Origin of the sequence: Salirhabdus sp. Marseille-P4669 (assembly GCF_900240405.1) — a bacterium.
In the GTDB taxonomy this organism is placed as follows: Bacteria; Bacillota; Bacilli; order Bacillales; family Alkalibacillaceae; genus OEQK01.
In genome coordinates this window covers 64,390-82,123 of the sequence record NZ_OEQK01000007.1, presented here as the reverse complement: position 1 = coordinate 82,123, position 17,734 = coordinate 64,390, and the positions used below count along the sequence as shown (strand labels likewise).

At 36.9% G+C, this 17,734-nt stretch carries 18 protein-coding genes and 1 riboswitch; of the genes, 2 read left to right on the top strand and 16 right to left on the bottom strand.

Features of this window, described 5'->3' with window-relative positions:
* Positions 1-40: 40 nt before the first annotated feature.
* From C1A05_RS13670 to rlmD, 10 genes are all read right to left on the bottom strand, one after another.
* Positions 41-283, bottom strand: a complete 243-nt coding sequence (locus C1A05_RS13670) for a hypothetical protein (protein ID WP_102028803.1) — start codon at positions 281-283, stop codon at positions 41-43.
* On the bottom strand, positions 276-812 hold the full coding sequence (locus tag C1A05_RS13665; RefSeq protein ID WP_102028802.1) for an RNA polymerase sigma factor: 537 nt from the start codon (positions 810-812) through the stop codon (positions 276-278). Before C1A05_RS13665 ends, C1A05_RS13670 begins: the two co-directional genes overlap by 8 nt.
* Positions 799-1,176 (bottom strand): hypothetical protein, encoded by a 378-nt coding sequence (locus C1A05_RS13660; RefSeq protein ID WP_102028801.1) that lies wholly within the window; start codon positions 1,174-1,176, stop codon positions 799-801. Before C1A05_RS13660 ends, C1A05_RS13665 begins: the two co-directional genes overlap by 14 nt.
* Before the next feature lie 367 nt (positions 1,177-1,543).
* The gene (locus C1A05_RS13655) at positions 1,544-1,912 is read right to left on the bottom strand and encodes a VOC family protein (protein WP_102028800.1); all 369 of its coding nucleotides are present in this window, start codon (positions 1,910-1,912) and stop codon (positions 1,544-1,546) included.
* A gap of 54 nt (positions 1,913-1,966) precedes the next feature.
* Entirely contained in the window at positions 1,967-2,446 is a 480-nt protein-coding gene (locus C1A05_RS13650) for a GyrI-like domain-containing protein (protein WP_102028799.1), read from the bottom strand.
* A 110-nt stretch (positions 2,447-2,556) separates the two neighbouring features.
* Positions 2,557-2,931: a VOC family protein gene (locus tag C1A05_RS13645; protein WP_102028798.1), complete on the bottom strand. Its 375-nt coding sequence runs from the start codon at positions 2,929-2,931 to the stop codon at positions 2,557-2,559.
* Positions 2,932-2,965: 34 nt separating this feature from the next.
* A complete protein-coding gene (locus tag C1A05_RS13640; protein ID WP_102028797.1) occupies positions 2,966-3,448 on the bottom strand; it encodes a GyrI-like domain-containing protein in 483 nt (160 codons plus the stop codon).
* 32 nt (positions 3,449-3,480) lie between these two features.
* Positions 3,481-4,932, bottom strand: coding sequence for a GyrI-like domain-containing protein (locus C1A05_RS13635; protein WP_102028796.1), 1,452 nt, complete (start codon positions 4,930-4,932; stop codon positions 3,481-3,483).
* A gap of 17 nt (positions 4,933-4,949) precedes the next feature.
* The gene (locus tag C1A05_RS13630; protein WP_102028795.1) at positions 4,950-5,681 is read right to left on the bottom strand and encodes an RNA polymerase sigma factor; all 732 of its coding nucleotides are present in this window, start codon (positions 5,679-5,681) and stop codon (positions 4,950-4,952) included.
* Positions 5,682-6,072: 391 nt separating this feature from the next.
* Positions 6,073-7,464 carry a 23S rRNA (uracil(1939)-C(5))-methyltransferase RlmD gene (gene rlmD / locus C1A05_RS13625; protein WP_102028794.1) on the bottom strand — a complete coding sequence of 464 codons (1,392 nt, stop codon included), beginning with the start codon at positions 7,462-7,464 and terminating at the stop codon, positions 6,073-6,075.
* Between the two features lie 299 nt (positions 7,465-7,763).
* Here rlmD and C1A05_RS13620 point away from each other — a divergent pair, with 299 nt between their 5' ends.
* Together C1A05_RS13620 and C1A05_RS13615 are read left to right on the top strand one after the other, a co-directional pair.
* Positions 7,764-8,501 carry a hypothetical protein gene (locus C1A05_RS13620; protein WP_102028793.1) on the top strand — a complete coding sequence of 246 codons (738 nt, stop codon included), beginning with the start codon at positions 7,764-7,766 and terminating at the stop codon, positions 8,499-8,501.
* A gap of 34 nt (positions 8,502-8,535) precedes the next feature.
* Entirely contained in the window at positions 8,536-9,786 is a 1,251-nt protein-coding gene (locus C1A05_RS13615; protein ID WP_102028792.1) for a polysaccharide deacetylase family protein, read from the top strand.
* An 84-nt stretch (positions 9,787-9,870) separates the two neighbouring features.
* On the opposite strand, the gene C1A05_RS13610 is transcribed toward C1A05_RS13615, so the two are convergent.
* The 6 genes from C1A05_RS13610 to C1A05_RS13585 form a co-directional block, all read right to left on the bottom strand.
* The gene (locus C1A05_RS13610; protein ID WP_102028791.1) at positions 9,871-10,827 is read right to left on the bottom strand and encodes an ATP-grasp domain-containing protein; all 957 of its coding nucleotides are present in this window, start codon (positions 10,825-10,827) and stop codon (positions 9,871-9,873) included.
* A 13-nt stretch (positions 10,828-10,840) separates the two neighbouring features.
* Positions 10,841-11,893: an LLM class flavin-dependent oxidoreductase gene (locus C1A05_RS13605; protein ID WP_102028790.1), complete on the bottom strand. Its 1,053-nt coding sequence runs from the start codon at positions 11,891-11,893 to the stop codon at positions 10,841-10,843.
* A gap of 90 nt (positions 11,894-11,983) precedes the next feature.
* A riboswitch (SAM riboswitch) is annotated at positions 11,984-12,091 on the bottom strand.
* Between the two features lie 118 nt (positions 12,092-12,209).
* On the bottom strand, positions 12,210-13,202 hold the full coding sequence (locus C1A05_RS13600; protein WP_102028789.1) for a cation diffusion facilitator family transporter: 993 nt from the start codon (positions 13,200-13,202) through the stop codon (positions 12,210-12,212).
* Positions 13,203-13,369: 167 nt separating this feature from the next.
* Positions 13,370-15,463: a tetratricopeptide repeat protein gene (locus tag C1A05_RS13595; protein ID WP_234998546.1), complete on the bottom strand. Its 2,094-nt coding sequence runs from the start codon at positions 15,461-15,463 to the stop codon at positions 13,370-13,372.
* 284 nt (positions 15,464-15,747) lie between these two features.
* Entirely contained in the window at positions 15,748-16,686 is a 939-nt protein-coding gene (locus C1A05_RS13590) for an alpha/beta fold hydrolase (RefSeq protein ID WP_102028788.1), read from the bottom strand.
* A 137-nt stretch (positions 16,687-16,823) separates the two neighbouring features.
* A complete protein-coding gene (locus tag C1A05_RS13585; protein WP_102028787.1) occupies positions 16,824-17,726 on the bottom strand; it encodes a sensor histidine kinase in 903 nt (300 codons plus the stop codon).
* Positions 17,727-17,734: the final 8 nt, after the last annotated feature.

Genomic DNA, 17,734 nt, shown 5'->3' with positions numbered 1-17,734 from the left:
AATATTACCAAATTAGACAAATTTCAACCCTATACTATTCCTACTTAATGAAAAACAAAATTGGAATAAACGTAACTGGAATTATGAAAAGTGGCAAGGAAACGATCACCTTAGCCGATACCTGCTTATAGCCAACTTCAGGAAACGGAATGTAAGTCGGGGCAAATACCCAATTCGCAATCCGTGTTGTTCTTGCTTTCTTTACCGGGAAATCTGGCACTTCGACAGTATACTGATCCAGCTTTTGCTTTAGCTCTTCCTCCGCGTCAAATGGATTATGCATCCTCATTCACCTCTAATTCCATTTTTAGTTTTTGTAACGCTCGATGCAGCCTTGACTTCACCGTTCCTACAGGGATGTTTAATATAGAGGAAATTTCCTTTTGTGTTAAGTCGTGATAATACATAAGTAGCACTACCACCCGTAAATCCTCTGGCAAAGACTCTATCGCAGCTTGCACGGCCCACTTTTCCTCGTAATTCTCACGATGTGCTACTTTGATATCCTCAGCAAGAAAAGGCAGTAACGAACGAAGCCTGTTTTGACGTTTCACCTTCGTAATCATCGTGTTATATGCTATTTGAAATAAGTATGTTTTCAGCTTCCCTTTTTCAGGATTGTATTGATGAATTTTTCTTTGGAGCTTTTCAAAGCTATCTTGAACAATATCAATACTTAGTTGTTCATTATTCGTATAGCGAAAAACAAATTGATAAAGTGGTGCTTTAAACATCGAATAGATTACCTCTAATGCCTCTTTGTTCCCTTGTTGAACTTGAACGATCGCATCTTCCACCCTAATAGAGTTCATCGGACCACCGCTCTTTAATCCCTTTATATACATAAGCTAATTTCGTAATAAACCAAATGAAGGTAATAAGAGCAAATACAAAGGTTTGATGCATAAAGAACTGAATAAATGGACTGTTAATCGTATCGCCACGTAAAAGAAATACTAATAATCCTGTTATGCATAAAAACGTGTAAACTGCTGCGATAACCATTACGGTATCCCATCTAGTCCAATAAAAATAAATGGAGGATTTTTCAAAGTCAATGTCTCCCTTAGAATTACGGACAACCTTTTTGTTCATTGTCCCAATTATGACAGCAAATACCGTACCTAGCACCGCTGCAAAAATCGTGCTGATGATCCAACCAATCATTGTGGTCATCTTCGCACCTCCCCAATAATTTACTGTTTTATCTCTTATACAAACGAAATCGGGAAATGGTTCACCTTTTATAACAGTTATTCTCTTTTTCTACTGCTACATCCTTTTCACCAAAGCTTATTTTCACTTCGCTATAAAGCTATGACAATAAACGGATTCCAAAAGGTTAGATTCCTAGACAATAAAAAAACAGAGAACCTTATTGGTCCCCTGCTTTCTCATTTCGTATTTAGTAGAACAGCACACTCCACGTAACTAGAATGTTTGTGGTAGATATAAAGGATGTACTACTTGTTTACCTTTTTACCATTAGTTATCAAACAAACTTTTGTGACTTACTGTAAATCCATTTTCCACTCGTAAAATACTAATCCTCACATACCATCAACATATTACCATCAGGGTCTTTAAACACAAAAAAGTGATCATGCTGAACGTCTGTTACAAGTTCAACACCTTGCTCTTTCATAAACTTATAGGACGAATGAACATCCTCTGTACCAAATTGGATTGCAGGAACATTAAGTCTGGGTAGCTCTCCATTCTCATCTCTCCACATTGGCATTTCGTCAAGTATTAAACCTGTTCCTTCCATTTCTGCAACAAATAAATGATCAAAATGAATTTCCCCATCATTGATTCCTAAAATCCTTGCGTACCATTCCTTTGATTTTTTAAGATTACTGACTGGAATAAAGACTAAATTCACTCTGTTTTTTATCGGGCTTCTTCCCATATGAAATCCTCCCTCAACATAAATAGTAATACTTCTTAATTAACTTACATTCACTTAATCAATCGGATCACACAGGTCCACATGACCTTCATTTTCTTTCCAATTTGAGTAAATTTCTAGCGTCCACTTTTCGGGTGTTCTTTTATACCTATTCTCTTCTATCCATTGGTGCAAATGAGGATATGCCTGAAAAATCTCGGAAGCGTGACCTTTAAAATGAAGGACTGCATACTTTTGTGCAGGAACAGTAAGGCGGACCATCCCTTTAGGTATATCTTCAAAATCATGAACTTCATAACAAACCCAGTAGCCTTCGTCTTCTTCAGAAGTTTCCATAGGTTTAAACGCACCAATGAGCTTATTTGGCTCAACTAGTTGCTTTATTTCACCTTTCCGTCGGTTTAATGTCATAGAAGCTTTAGGAATCTCTTGACCATATCCGGTCATATCTTCACATACGACTCGAAAGCCTACTAATTTCTTTTCGCCTACTTCTATTACCTCATTTTTTGTAATGGCTATATCTTTTTCCATCTATTCATTCACCTCTCATGAAATAATTGGATAATTCTTATTTTTTAAAGGATCCTTTTCCTGACTACTTAGTTGAAAAAGAAAAGTAATCAGGCACGCCATCGAAAAGATTACCAGTGAGCTTGAAGTTTATTACCATTTGGGTCATAAAAGTGAAAATATGCATGCCCTTTGTCTTCTTTTATCTCCTCTACTTTAACCCCATTTTCAAATAGGTGTTTATGAAATTTGATTAATTCTGGACTAGTAAATCCAATATTAAATGCTGACTCATTATTAATTGTAAAATGTGCAAATGTTTCATCAGCGGTGGGAACTAAAATAAGTAAAAACGGACCTTCATTTACTTTAATAATCGCAAATGGATCTTCTGTAATGGTTAACAATTGTAGCCCTAATACTTCTCTATACCATTCAGCAGAAAACGCTAAATCTCTTACAGGAATTCTGATATAATGAACTTGATCAATAAACGAATTACTCATCTACAACCACTCCTTTATTTCACTTTTGCGACAATCAATACTCAATCGGGATTAAAAGTTCAACAACTTCCTCACTACCACTTTCAATGTTGTGATAAATTTCAATAGGACAAGAATAATAGAACCTTTTTTCCGTGTAACCCTTCTCATTCATCCAAGCAACGAGTTTTGTATACCCCTCTCCAATCGTTTGATTGGAACAAGAAATTTTTGCATATCTCGTTACTGGAAGTGTAAAACCAATCATCCCTTTTGGTACATCCTCCATTTTCTTAACTTCAAGACAAGCAAAATAGGTGGCAAAAATCTCATTACACATATGTGGACTGATTAAAATCTCTTTATCCTTTACATGTTTAATTTCGTCTTTTCGATTTTCAAGCTCTGTTTGAACTTGAATGGCCGCTTCCGGAAAGCCATCTGGAAAATTAGTTGTAACGCTATGCCCTACTAAATCAAACTTTTTTGTTACTACTGAGCATTCAAATGTTGCAACTGTCTTATGAAATTGATACATCTAATCACCCTTTTTTATAAAAGATTATAAAACTATGAATGAAGTGGTATATAAATCTCTACTTCTTCATCAGCTGTAGGATGAGGGATAGGAAGAAATCTTTCAATCGTATAAGAATCATTATCAACTTCGTACCCATTATCATCCATCCATTGTCTGAGCTTTTCATAGCCTTTATTTAGCATGAAGGTTTTCGTCCGTATATAGCCATATTCATTTTTGGAATGGATAAATTTCATTCCAATTGGGATTTCATCTGGTTCAAAATATACTGGACGGGCAACTAGATATGTACATGTATTTTCACCCTCCTTATTGTTCGTTTCATAAGCTATTAAACGAACATTAATAATTTTCGTTTCTATAGCCTGATCTTGCTTTAGAAATGCTTTCATATTTTTAGAGACTTCTTTATCAAGATTCGCAAGGCTCCCCTTAAATTCTTGACCTACAAATTCAAAGTCACATCCCACCTTATACGGAATCATGAAAGTGTCATCTTCATATTGTTCAACAAGCCCCAACAATCCTGTTAATACCTTTAAGCCTTCCTTTTCCCACTTATGTGCTGCTTGTAAGAGTTCAATAGCTCTTTGGGCATTAATCGGAGCATTGGGTTCACCACCATGGGGGAATGGGAACATTCTAGGTAAGTCATCGATAATCTCTGCTACCTTCCCGTAAATACGCTCCCCTTCCTGCAAATAGCTTGCGACTTGGCGGTCTAGATCGGTGTTCATTTCCCATTTGTTAATCAACTGAGTGAAAAAATCACATGCATATTTCCGTGCATCCGCAACTACTGCAGCATTGTATGCATTTCCGGCAGCATCTATTTTTCTCCCATTAAAAGCTTGAATCCAAGCCTCGTAACCTTCTAAACCATGTTTATATTCACGAGAAATAGCAGCTTTAGATTTCCCCTTTAGAAACTCTATCACCCTTGGAAGAGCCTCTTTCAGCATAATTGGAATACTTCTTGGATAAGAATGCAAGAAACTATTAAGAAAAAGATGATTAAAGCGTCTTTCATTTAGCTCACTATATTTTATCGTGCTGTCCTTTTCTACATCCTTTGCGAAAAAAACCTGCTTTTCATTATCGTATCCATAGATAACCCCAAATTCAGGTGCGAATAAATCCCACGAAATAACAGGAAACCCTCTGTCTAAACGTGTTTGAATAAAACGGACCATATCCGCCAACTTTTTGTCTGGTAGGGGTGTTTGTAGGCTTTCAATTAATGTTAGGATTCCGAGTGTTTTTAAACCTCTTGGTACGAGGTCGAGTGGATCGAACATCGTTGTGCCTGCAGGGCTCACTGATTCTGGATGGATATTCATTCGAAAGGCATGTGTGGAATAGCCCATAACCTCAGATAAGGTTAATGATTTTTTATCTGTGTATTGCAGCAGTGCATAAATAGCTTGTGCAGCTGAAGTCCAAGTATAATTCTCTGAATCTAACTTTGTTTTCATGCTCATTGTTACAACCTCCTTTATCATATTTGAGGCTTATCCAGAACTTTTCGCGTAGTCATTCCTTTATCAATCTGTCTTTTTATGTAACCAGAAATATAAATTTGTGTACGTTCACGCCTTAGCTTAATACGTAGTCTGGAAATGGTGGTATAAACATTTCCTACTGACACATTTAGGAGATTAGCGATCTCAGATGGTGTAATTTCTTGAAAAAAATAAGCTTCAAACACTTCTCTCTCTCTCTTTGATAAGCAATAAAGAAGATCACGAATCCCCTCTAATGTCTCCTTTTTGAGGACTAATGCTTCCGGATTACCATAAGAGGATTGAATCCCTCTCGAAACGTTTTGAGTAAAATGATGTATAATGTCAAAAACATCGTACACATCGACCGTTTTATTTTCTTGATTTCTTGTTTCTAGGTGGGAAAATAACTGTTCATTTTTATTTGGATGATGACTACGGAGCTTCATGAGGGCTTGATTTTGAACAATTTTTTTAAACCATGGTGTGAAACGACTAACATCAATGAGATTACCCATATGTAAAAATGCTTTAATCAATGCTTCTTGGACAATATCCTCAGCCATCTCATTATCTCTTGCTAGGGTATTGGCCCACCCTAGAGCTTTTCCACGATATCTCCTAACTAATTCACCAAAAGCTTCTTGATTACCCGTTCTTGCTACATTTAAAAGTGTTTCATCATTCATCTCTTCAATTGTTGTCTTTTCTACACTCTCAAACACCATGACTAAATCAAACACCCCTCATTCCTAAGCCTCTATTATTTAGATGCAAATTTAATAAAAAACCTTACAGCTTTTAATATAAAAATTCAAAAAATTTATTTTTATATTAAAAGCTCCAAATAGCATACATATGTAAGTTATCATTAATCCGTCCTGACTAGCGTCGTTTGTGAATTATCTCGTACGTTAATGTTAACATAATATTCCGATAATTCATTGTAGTTTTCTAAATCCCAATATGACTACCCTACTTTTTTAAATAGTAAAGCCTAGGTTTAAAAAGCATTTCAAATAAAAGCCCCTATGTAAAAGAAGAGATATCCCCATACAAAGGCCATTTTAATAGTGAAAATATTGGGCATTAAAAAAAGAGCCTTTTGGGCTCTTTTCATCAATTTTTCAATTCAAGTAATGCAACACACTCCACATGTACCGTATGTGGAAACAAATCAACAGGCTGCACTTTTTTCAACGTATATCCAAATGGTTCTAACTCTTTAATATCCGTCGCAAATGTATCTGGATTACAGGAAACATACACAATTCGTTCTGGTTTTGCCCGACCAATACGACGCATTACTTTACCACCAGCTCCTGAGCGAGGTGGATCCAGGAGCAATAACTCTGGAGTTCCAAAGCTTTCTAGCACTTCATCAATTCCACGTCGTGCATCTTTAGCTAAAAAGTAAGTGTTGTCGATGCCATTATCTGTAGCATTACGTTTTGCAGATTCAATGGATGTTTCCACAATTTCAATACCAGCAAGCTTTCCAACTCGACTAGCAAATGGTAACGAAAAGGTTCCAACTCCACAGAAAAGATCGATCATTTTTTCCGTTTCCTTAGGCTGTCCCATTTCAAGTGCAAGCTCCACTAACTTTTGAGCCTGTGTTGGATTCGTTTGGAAGAATGTATCGAACCATAAGCGGTAGCGATAGCCTAGCATTTCGTCGTAAATAAAATCACGACCAGCTAGTACATGTGTATTTTCCGATTGAGTTCGGTCAGCCCAATCTCTATTTTCTAACCAAAGTAAGCTTTTCACTTGTGAAAACTTCTCCGTAATTCTAGCGGTTAAGTCGCGAACTGCCTCTTCTAAATGCCCTTCTGGTGCTTCTGTAGCAAAGAGACCAAGCATAATTTCACCTGTTGCAAAGGATTGGCGCACCATTAAATGACGAAGTAACCCTTCATGAGCATCCTTGTCATATCCCTTTAACTCATGATCTTTGGCCCATTTAGCTACTTCCATTGCAGCATTTACCATCTCCTCACCTGCAATTAAGCACGTTTCAAGGGAAATAATCGCACGGAAATTTCCTTGTTCATGAAGACCAAGCTCTCCATCCTTCGAAAAGGTAAATTCCATTTTATTACGATAGTGCCAAGGGTTGTCCATACCTATGGTGTCTTGAACTAAACTTGTATCAAATCCCTGTTCTTCTAGGACAGCCTTTACATGTTCTGTTTTTTGCTTCAATTGGCCTGTATATTGCCAATGCTGCCATACACACCCACCACAACGCACAAAGTGTGGACAAGGTGGAGCTACACGCTCTGGATGAGCCTCTATTATTTCTTCTGGCATCACTTTTCTTCTTTTGCGCTCTGGTTGGTCAACCGTTACCCGTACCTTCTCACCTGGAAGAGTTTGCGGAATGGTCAGCTTTAATTTTTTCGGATTCACTTCTCCTGTATCACGCCAAACAACAGCGCGACCAGATCCTTTTGTATCTAACTGACGAATTTCGGTTACCATTGTTTCACCTTTTGTCATTGTCATACGCCTTCCTCCTCTCAAAATCTTCTCCTATATAAAAGCATTATCGATGCCCTAAAACATTCGGTATTACATACATACTTTCCTATTATAACGAAATGATATTCAATTTGGAATCATTCCGTTATAGGTTCCCTAAGGTAATTTTTGTTTGTTGGATAAGCTAAATTAAAATGGTACTAGTTCAATAGTTCTATAAATATCGTTTATTTCCACGATTTGGTTGACATTATTCAACAAAATCTTACAATAAAAATAAGACGAAATAACAGAACGTTCGTTTATATAAAGGAGTTGTCTACGTGGCAAAAAATAATCCAGATAAAAAATCATTAGGCTGGTTTAAAGGGACACGGTCAAACCAGGATGAAATACCTGAACCATTAGTAGAGGAAAATAAGGAATCAGACGTTCTAGAAGAATCGAATACTTTAGAAGAAGCGTTTGAGATTCATCAACAAGAAGATACTACTACAAATCTACTTACGAAAGAAAATCAAGATAAAGTATCGTTAGACCTAATTGTATCTCTTGAAAATATGCTTAAGGATCGGCAGTTAATTCTTTATAAAAAGAGTGATCTTGAAAACCAATTACAAACTGCGAACGAAACGATTAATCGCTTAAAACAAGACCAATTGAAAAAAGAGCAATTGCTAGAAGAAAAAAGTAAAGAGATTCTAGATTTAGAAAGCGGTCTAACAAATAAGCAAATGGCCTATGACCAATTATTAGAAGACTATAAAGAGTTTCAAAACAAATCGAACCAAGAATATGAAAAAATCTCAAATCAGTTGGAAAAAGAGATTAGTAGATATAATAAGCTAGATGAAGAGTCTACTAATAATGAATATATCAATATGTTAAAGATAAAAGATCTAGAAACAAAGGTTAGAAATCTTGAAATCGAAAACCAGAAAACGCTAGAACAGTATCAAATGATAGTAGAGGAAAAAGCAGAGCTTATGCAAACAATTAATGATTTTACCGAAAGAATGTCTTTCTCCTTCTCTCGCAAAGCCACATCAGAATCAGAATAAGTGATGTTGAATTGTAAAGTTGGGAGGGGAAAAGATGTCGTTGTATCATAGTAGAATCATAGAAATACTAGGTGTTGAAGAAAAAGAAGCGCAATTTTATTTAAGAATAATGATAGTAGACGAAAAGAAAGAGTTCTATTGGGAACTAGATTCTTATACAGCTAAACAGCTTCTTGCTCAACTAGACTTTCATCCTCACTATAAATATCGCTTGTCTTTTGTAAGCTATTGGGATAAAGCGAATCAACAACAAGTGAGTTGTATACATAAAACCAATAAAGAAGGTAGTCAAAAAATCTATTTTCCTAGCTCTGACGTTTTTAAAAACCAAGCAGCAGAGATAAAGCATCAAAACGATCTTTCGCAGCTGTCCTATTTATCCGATAATCAAGTCTCTAATAACCATAGGGAGTCGTTAGAACCCAAGGAAGAGATTAATAAAAAGGGTTCTTCACAGGTAAAATGGGTCTCCATTATTTTTGCTAGCTTAGCGCTTGCAATATTAGTAGGATTTTCTAGTATAATGTACTATCAATCTAGCGCAAATCAGACCGATGAACGAGCAAACGCTGAGGAAATTGTAGAGCCAAATGCCTCAATAGACAAGGCGGAAAAGCCGGATGAAGTAGAACTCGTATCTAATAATACGGAGGAGAAGGAAATGAAAAGTCCGATTAACAAAAAGGCCGAACATTCCTATCCATACTACGAACTTTCATCGGTGAAAAATTTTAGTTTACCAAAAGGGAAAGTAGCCATTACCTTTGATGATGGTCCATCAGCCTATACGAATGAAATAGTAGACATCTTGAAGAATTATAATATAGGCGGAACTTTTTTCTTTATCGGTGTGAACATGAACAAATATCAAGATAATGTGAAATATGTCCATACAAATGGATTTTCTATTGGCAATCATACATTCAATCATATTGAACTTTCATCATTATCCTATGAAAAACAAAAACAGGAATATCATGCTTCCAAACAACTTCTTGAGGAAATAACTGGTAAAGAAATAACGTTATTCCGACCACCATACGGGGCGTTCAATGACCAAACAATGCAGTTAATGCGAGAAGAGGGTACGAAAGCCGTATTATGGAATAGTGACCCAAGGGACTGGCAAAATAAGAGCTCAAGCCAAATTTTAAATTATATAAAAAGCACAGACCCATCGGGAACCATTATTTTACTCCATGAAACAGAAAATACGATAAAAGCTTTACCTTCCATTATTGAATATTTGCAAGAACAAGGTTTAGAGATTGTGAGTCTAAAGTAAAAATAGAATGTAAAATGACGCGATATAGTTCTAGAAATCGCGTCATTTTTTGAAAGATAGACAAGCATCAATTAGTACATTCGCTTATTTCACCGATATATTTCCAATTGTCCTTTCAAGCTCCGCACCTAAAAACGTCGCAACCTCTAGCATACCAAATGTACCACTTTTCGTTTCCGCTTCACTATTGTAATTCGTATTTGTATTAATATCATACGTGTAAATCGTTCCGTCTTTATCTTTTATAAACTCTATACCTGCTATTTTTATAGCATTCGCAGCAAGAACCTTTTCATATTTTTCTAAAATTGGATCTTGGAAATTCTCTATTATTTCAAACATGGCAGGCTTTGTATTTTCCTCCCCAGCAGGACAGAATAAATCGTCAATTCGACATGCATCTGCTGGACATAACTCAAATCCTTCTGAAGTATCAACTCGTACAGCATAAACAAACTTTCCACCAACAAACTCACAGCGAGTAATATAGGACTCAGGTGATTCAATATATTGTTGAATCAATGTAATACCATCTACAGGCTCTTCAAAATGATCTCCTTCCACATAATCCTTTAATGCTTCGATAGACTGGAATAATTGCACACCAAGTCCTTTTCCTGCTCGATTATGTTTCGTAATAAACTTTTGACCCTCAAATTGCTCTGCTGCCTTTAAAATCTCCGCTTTTCCAACTGCTGCAATTGTTTTTGGTGTTTTCACCCCATATTTCTCCAACTCCAAATATTGCAATACTTTACTTACCTCTAACTGGAGCGCTCTGCTGCCGTTAATTACGGTCCTATTATGGTGCTCTAGCCAATGTAAAACAGCACTCGTTAATTCTGGTGCAAAACGATGATTTCTTGTATGGGAAGACGCACTCATTCTATTATAGAATATTCCTTCTGGCGGCACTGATTGAAGATCTACTGTACCATTATCAATAAACCAGTCCTCAAAAGGTACATTTAATTCTTTTAATCTAGTGAATAAATGTTCTGTCCACTCCTGATTTTCGTGCAATACATATACTTTACTCATTCAAAATCGCTCCTTAAATGTTGGTTAGTGATGCTCTTAATTCCTCTACTTTCGGCATTACTTGCTTTGCGAAACGTTCTAATTCCTCTAATTGTGGGGAGCATTGCAACAACAATAAATCAACTCCCGCTTTTTCAAATTCTAAAATTTGCTTCGCGATTTGCTCAGGGGTTCCGATTAGGTTCGGTCTTAAACCACGATTGGAAACGGAATAATCCTGAAGCTGTATTTTTTGCTCTAGCTCGGACTTTGAAGTAAAATCCTTGAATCCTGCATAACCGCTGAGGTCGCCAACGGTTGTAATCCGTTCCAGTTCCTCCTGTGCTTCTTCCTCTGTATCTCGACAAATTACGTAAGCTGCCATTCCAAAGGTTTGAAGTGGTTCTAAACCTGTGTTTTTACGTCTCTCTTTCATATCAGCAATTTTAAAACTTGCTTCCTGAGGAGTGTGTCCATGAATAACATACGCGTCACATAGAGAGGAAATGACCTGTTTTCCTTTCTCGCTTTCCCCACCAGCATAAAGGATAGGATTAGGACGTTGTATTGGCTTTGGGGATAGCTTTGTATTTTCAAGCTGATAAAACTGACCATCAAAAGAAAATGCTTCTTCTGTCCACAATCCCTTTAGGACTTTGATAAATTCTTCGGTTCGATCATATCGCTCGTCATGCTTTGTAAAATCTCCGCCATATTGCTTTGCTTCTTCCGCCCACCAACCGGAAACAATGTTTAACGTAAATCGACCATTACTAATATGATCAATGTTGGCGGCCATCTTCGCAGTAACTGCTGGATTGTGATAAATTGGTCTTACTGCCGTCATAATCTCAATTTTTTCTGTAACTGCTGCCAGTGCAGCTGCCGTTGACCAGGCTTCTAAAGAATCTTTATCTGTGCCTTTAATATCATTTAAATACAATTCCGCAATTAATGTCGTATCATAACCCCATTTTTCTGCTGACTGTACTACCTTCTTCGCATATCCATATGAAGGTGGCATCCCTTCTTCCTCCACATTACGTAACCATCCCCCGAAAATCGGTAACCAAAATCCATATTTCATGTTAGCCCCTTCTTTCTCTTTCGAATAAATAAAAAACCTCTCCACTTACCTAAAGAAAGATAAGAAGAGAGGTTTGTTAACAAATCGCAGCTCTTATCTTTCAAGTTTAAAACTTGCTGGAATTGGCACAGTGCTTTAATAAAAAAGCCCGCTGCCGAGGTTTCACAGGGCCAGTCCCTCCACCTCTCTTGATAAGAAGAAAAAATATTTTGTTTTTTATGATTATATCTTTAATTTTTTGAATTAGTCAAGTGGGTCGCTGGGGGGGTTTTTGAGTGCCTGGCACCACCCGATATTTGTCGATTCATGTCGTATATCACTTTTCTTCTGAGTCGTTTTTCTTATCTCCATGTATCGTATTCCCCCAGGTTTGAACCCCATCATCCTCATCAAATTCAATGATTACATCCGTCACACCTTTTATTTCACTTAGTTTCCCTTCAATCCGGTCCTTAATATCATCTGCTTGCGCTACCGTTATCGAAGGATCGATTTCAAGCTTTGTTTCAATATGAAAATCTTCCCCCTCTTTTATTGCATATAACGTCTGGATATCTTTTATTTCAGGATTCGTAAAAATATATTCCGCAATCTTTTCCTCTAGCTCTTGATCTGTTTCACCAAGAGCACCCTTCGCATTATCTAGAAATACTCGACCTACCACATAAAACATCATTAAGCCGATGATGATAGATGCGACACCTTCTGCAGCATGCAATTCTGCAAAATAGGAAAGCAAAATCCCGATAATGGCTATGATGCCACCTAAAGTTGCAACTAGGTCCTCCATAAAAACCAGCTTCGTAGCAGGCTTCGCTCGTTTTAATCCTGTGAAGCTATTCGTTAAAATGCCAAATCCCGTCGCCTTTATCCCAGTTTCATGGAGTACCTCCTTCATCGCCTTATAAAGAACAAATGCCTCCAAAACAACCGCTAATCCTAAAACAGATAAATTAATAGCAAGTCCAGTTGATTCTGTAGGGTGAAGAATATGATGATATCCTTCTTTAATGGTTTCATAACTCATTATTCCAACAATAATTACTGCACCTAGTAACACTAAATTTACAAGTCGACCAAACCCATTTGGGTAATTATCGGTTGGCGCTTTTTTACTTAAAGCACTTCCAATAAAAACGAAAAATTGGTTTGCAGCATCCCCTAAAGAGTGCATCGTTTCCGCAAACATCGCAACATTCCCTGTAAAAAAGTACGCAATACCCTTAATAATAGCAATGATTGTATTTACAATGGCTGCAATAAGAGCGGATTTATTACCTTGTTTAAATAAACCTTGTTTCTGTGCCATAAGTACCTCCATTTTTTATAAAAGATTAGAAATACTACTTTCCTAGTATGTGTATAAACCTTTCATTTATAAATAATAGAGATAAATTAAACACGAGAGAAATCACAGCCTTCCCACAAAGAAAGCCCGTATCCTTCTTTACTGGATTCGGGCTTCTTTTTCATATACTATTTATTTAAGCTATTGATAAACTCATATTGACGAAGTTTTAATTCGAACAACGTAAGCGGATCACGGTATATTTCAGGATTTGTTCGAAGAGTGTCTAAGGAATCCTTCTCCCCTTCTATATGTGTTTTTACTTCTTCCCGTACACTATTTAACACATCCAGTGGAGCTGAGAAAAACTTGCTTATATCCCACTCTAACGAACCTTCAAATAATTCCAATTGCTGTATAAACGGATGGATCATTTCATTAGCAATCGCACTGTAATCTTCACTTTCAATAAAGTTTATATATCTCGTATGAAGTTTTCCACTATTTTTCGAAATCGATCCAAATATTTTCCCTGCACTTTTCAATAAGAGCTGGGAAGGATTATTCCGCATCATGATGTTTACTTTATCTACATGAACCATTCCTCTCGCTATCCGATCCAAATCGCGCTGCCAATCCTCTAATACCTTAAAATCACAATGTAATCCAATCCACTCTTCGCCATAATGGAGGTTTATCTGTTCGCTCATCTCCTCTAAATACGTTTGACTGTCATGGAATTCTGCTTCGCAATCCACAAGCCATTCCTGAATGGCACTTTTAAAGTTCGATATAGCAGTAGACTCCATATATTCCGCTATTCTTCTATTCATTTCATCATTAAGATTCACATGTAGTTTTCTAAAATCGCTGTCTTCCTTAACGATATCAGAGCAATTTCGAAGGATTTCCGGTATGGTATTCATCATGTACTGCTTCCACTCATTCTTCAAATTTGCAAAAGCATGTTTCAGTACTCTCGCTTCTTCCATTTCCATATCTAATAGCTGGTGATGTGTTTCATTCAGTTTAGATAGTAGCTCTTCGTTCCATTGAATAGCCTCTAGAATATTGTTTTCCACTTCGATTCGTTTCCCAATCAAAAATTCAATTGCACTTTTTATGATATCTCGAAGTTTAGATGGGCTTGCCACTTCCAGATTGTTTTCTTCTAACAAAGGCAGCATAAACATGGAAAACTCATGTAACACGCCTTCGTTTTCTGCCCATTTTTCAATTGCTTCATAAAGCTTCACCCCATCTTTTCGACCATTTTCATATCCATCAAAATTGGCAAGCTGTAGTGATGCCTCATTAACGAAAGATGCATCAAGCTCAGATGGAAAAATATCATTCCACGCAAGGATTGAGGATGAACAGATGATTGTATCGGAAACAGAGGATATTTCGAACCAATTCGTTAAATGGCTTTTCATTAACTCAGAAATGTCGCTTATTAAAAATTCCCCACTTATTAATTCAAAGTATGTTCCTTTGTATAGACTCGATAGCTTCTTCCATACAAAAGCTTTATCCAAATTGTTATTTAACAGGAGTTGATTCACTTCTTGAAGCCATATGAAGTAAAAATCACTTTGCTTATAGCTGTTCCATAATACGTGAGTCAAGCTTTCAAATCGAGACTTATCCAGAAGAAGAAGCTTCTCTAAAGCCTCTTGGAAATAGCTTGGCGTTATATTTGTAGTAATCCCTCGCTCTACATATCCCTCTAGAACCTCAAACCATAAGAGAGACTCTGTTCGGATTGCTTCGTTCACCGCAAGTTCAATCGCATTTGGCCAATCTTTACCATCCTCAAAAAATCGACGAGCTATTTCCGTTACATAAGCATAATCTGGGTTTATTCGAACCGCTTCCTTAATCGCATCAATTGCTTTTTCCTGATTATCTTGTTTAATGTATAACGAAAATAGCTGCAATAAGACTTCTGTTTTTAATTGTAGCGAATCCGTTTGAACCGCTTTATAAAACTCTTCGGCGGTTTCTAGAAAGCCCATCTCAAAATGGGTATCCCCAATATTCTTTTGTGCCCATGGAACAAAATCCTCATCCATTATATTTTCCCATTTAAAAATGGCCGTTTCAAAATCATTATGGACAAAATAAACCTCGCCTTGCGCATAACGAATGGAACCAAGATTTGGTCTTTCCTTTTCCATCTCATTTACATACATTTCCCCCAAAATCTCGATTGGGTGTCTTTTATCGTTCTCACCGATCATTGTTTTATAATAGGACTTCTTAATTAATTCCGTCTCCATTGTTTTCATATCCCCCATATTATTAATCTTAAAAGCTCCTTCCAAAACCAATATGTTTATAACTAGATTATTATGAAACACTACCCATCATGAATAGAGTTATAAATTTCTTCTCACTAACATGTATGTAACACAAGTACTACTATAGTAATCGAATTGGAATCGGAATTTATGAGGATATGAAACTGGCTAATTCCTAAGCTAGCGATTTCCAACTATTTGCATTCAAAAAGCCCTATATTCGAACAGGAACTTATCGAATCCAGGGCTTCATTGGCTAGTTGCTATATGATTGCTGTTTTTGTTGTAAGCTCTTTTATACCTTCCACAACTTTTTGCGGGTGAAGCTCTGGAATCATGTGACCAACATCAGGAATTACGTGATAGGTAGCATGAGCAATGTCCCTTCGCAATCGCTCCCCTTGCTCAATCGTGTAGAACGGATCTTTCTCGCCAACGAAAATTTTAATTTCCTTATACCTATTGCAAATTTCATAGGAGGCTCTTGGAAAGGCTAGTACATCCTGCCGATTGGCTTTAAAATGCGTCGGTCGAAATCCTAAAGCATACACTTTTTCAACATATCCTTCTGGTGCTTTTTCAGGAGCATATGTCGCCTTTACCATCGAGGAAGCCATTCCTTTGGCAAGTGGAGTTTTAAGTAAAGTATATAAGATGAAGTCACCCAAAATGGGAGTCGCAATAAGCTTCGATAAGAGATCACCATTTTCTGCTGGATACCCTTCCTTATACATTGCACCGCCCAATAAAAGTATTCCAGCAACGCTATCCGGATAATGGATTGCATAGGAAAGGGTCATTGTCCCGCTCCACGAATGCCCCACTAAGATAATTGGCTCCTCTACTTCAAGTTTCTGTAATGCTTCATGAATGATTTTCGCTTGCGTTATGGGGGTAACCTTTTTATTTTTCGGCCTTTCGCTATATCCATACCCCGGTCTATCAATGGCTATAGCATGATATCCTTGTTTAGCGGCTAAATGAACCGCTTCTTTAAAATCACTACTGGAAAGTATTCCTCCATGAAGAAATACGACTGGCGGACCTTGCCCTTCAGATATGTAATGTATTTTGCAATGATCTACTACAACAAATTTCCCAACAGGAGGATATTGTTTTTCTGCCTTTTTAAATTGAAGATGATGATAAAGAGCTAATCCACCAATTAGTATTATTACAACAATAAGAACATAAATGAACATTTTGTATTCCCCTTTCATACCAAGATTTACTTATGATTACGAAATGAGAACACAAAAGTTCCATAATTTAGCCACTTTTAGTAATTCCTTTTTCTGGTCTGCGTGACTTCCTGTTATTAAATTTGCGTGAAACCAGATTAGCAGCACTTCCACTCACATATAATCCTCAACTGACCATTGTTTAACTCCCCTGCTACACGTCCATCCATTTTTTCCATTAAACTTCTAACAATAGACAAACCTAAACCCGTGCTTTTACCTGTACGAGATTGATCGGCAATATAAAATCGTTCGAAAAGCAGTTTAACATCTTTCTCCGTTAAATGATGCGCTTCATTTTGAATACAAAATCGAACCCCTGACTTTTTCTCCTCCATGCTTATGACGATACTGTTATTCGTAGCATATTTACTAGCGTTTGCGATCAGGTTTTCGATCACTCTTGTTACGGCAGATTTATCCGCCATTATAAAGACATCCCAATCCGGTATATTCATAACAGGCTCCAAACGCTTAGCTTGAAAACGATCATAAAAGGTCATTAGCACATCAACAATCACATTCTTCAAATTCACTCGTTCCATGTTTAGTTGATATTCCGCGGATTCAATCACAGATAGCTCGAAAAAATCATGTAGTAGAGATTCAAGCCGATTTGCCCGTTTCTTTGCAATCGAGATATATTGATTCCGTTCTTCCTCTGAAATTGCCTCCGACTCCGCCATCTGAATATATCCAACGATTGAAGTTAGTGGTGTTCTCAAATCATGTGACATATTTGCGATCATCTGTTTTAACTCATCCTCAGTACGAATTCTTTCCCGATTTGCTTTTACATACTTGTCGATAAGTCTATTTATTTCCATTCCTACCTTTTCAAAATGCTGGTCTAAAAGGGCCATATCTATTTTCTTGTTTGTTATTTGGCTATTATAATCGTGCAGCTGTCTCCCTAATTTTTTCATCTCACTTTTTAAAGAAAGTAAACGAATAGTTTGGTAAACAACTAGCAGGATGGCAAGTATCAATAGATATAGCATTTTTTGCA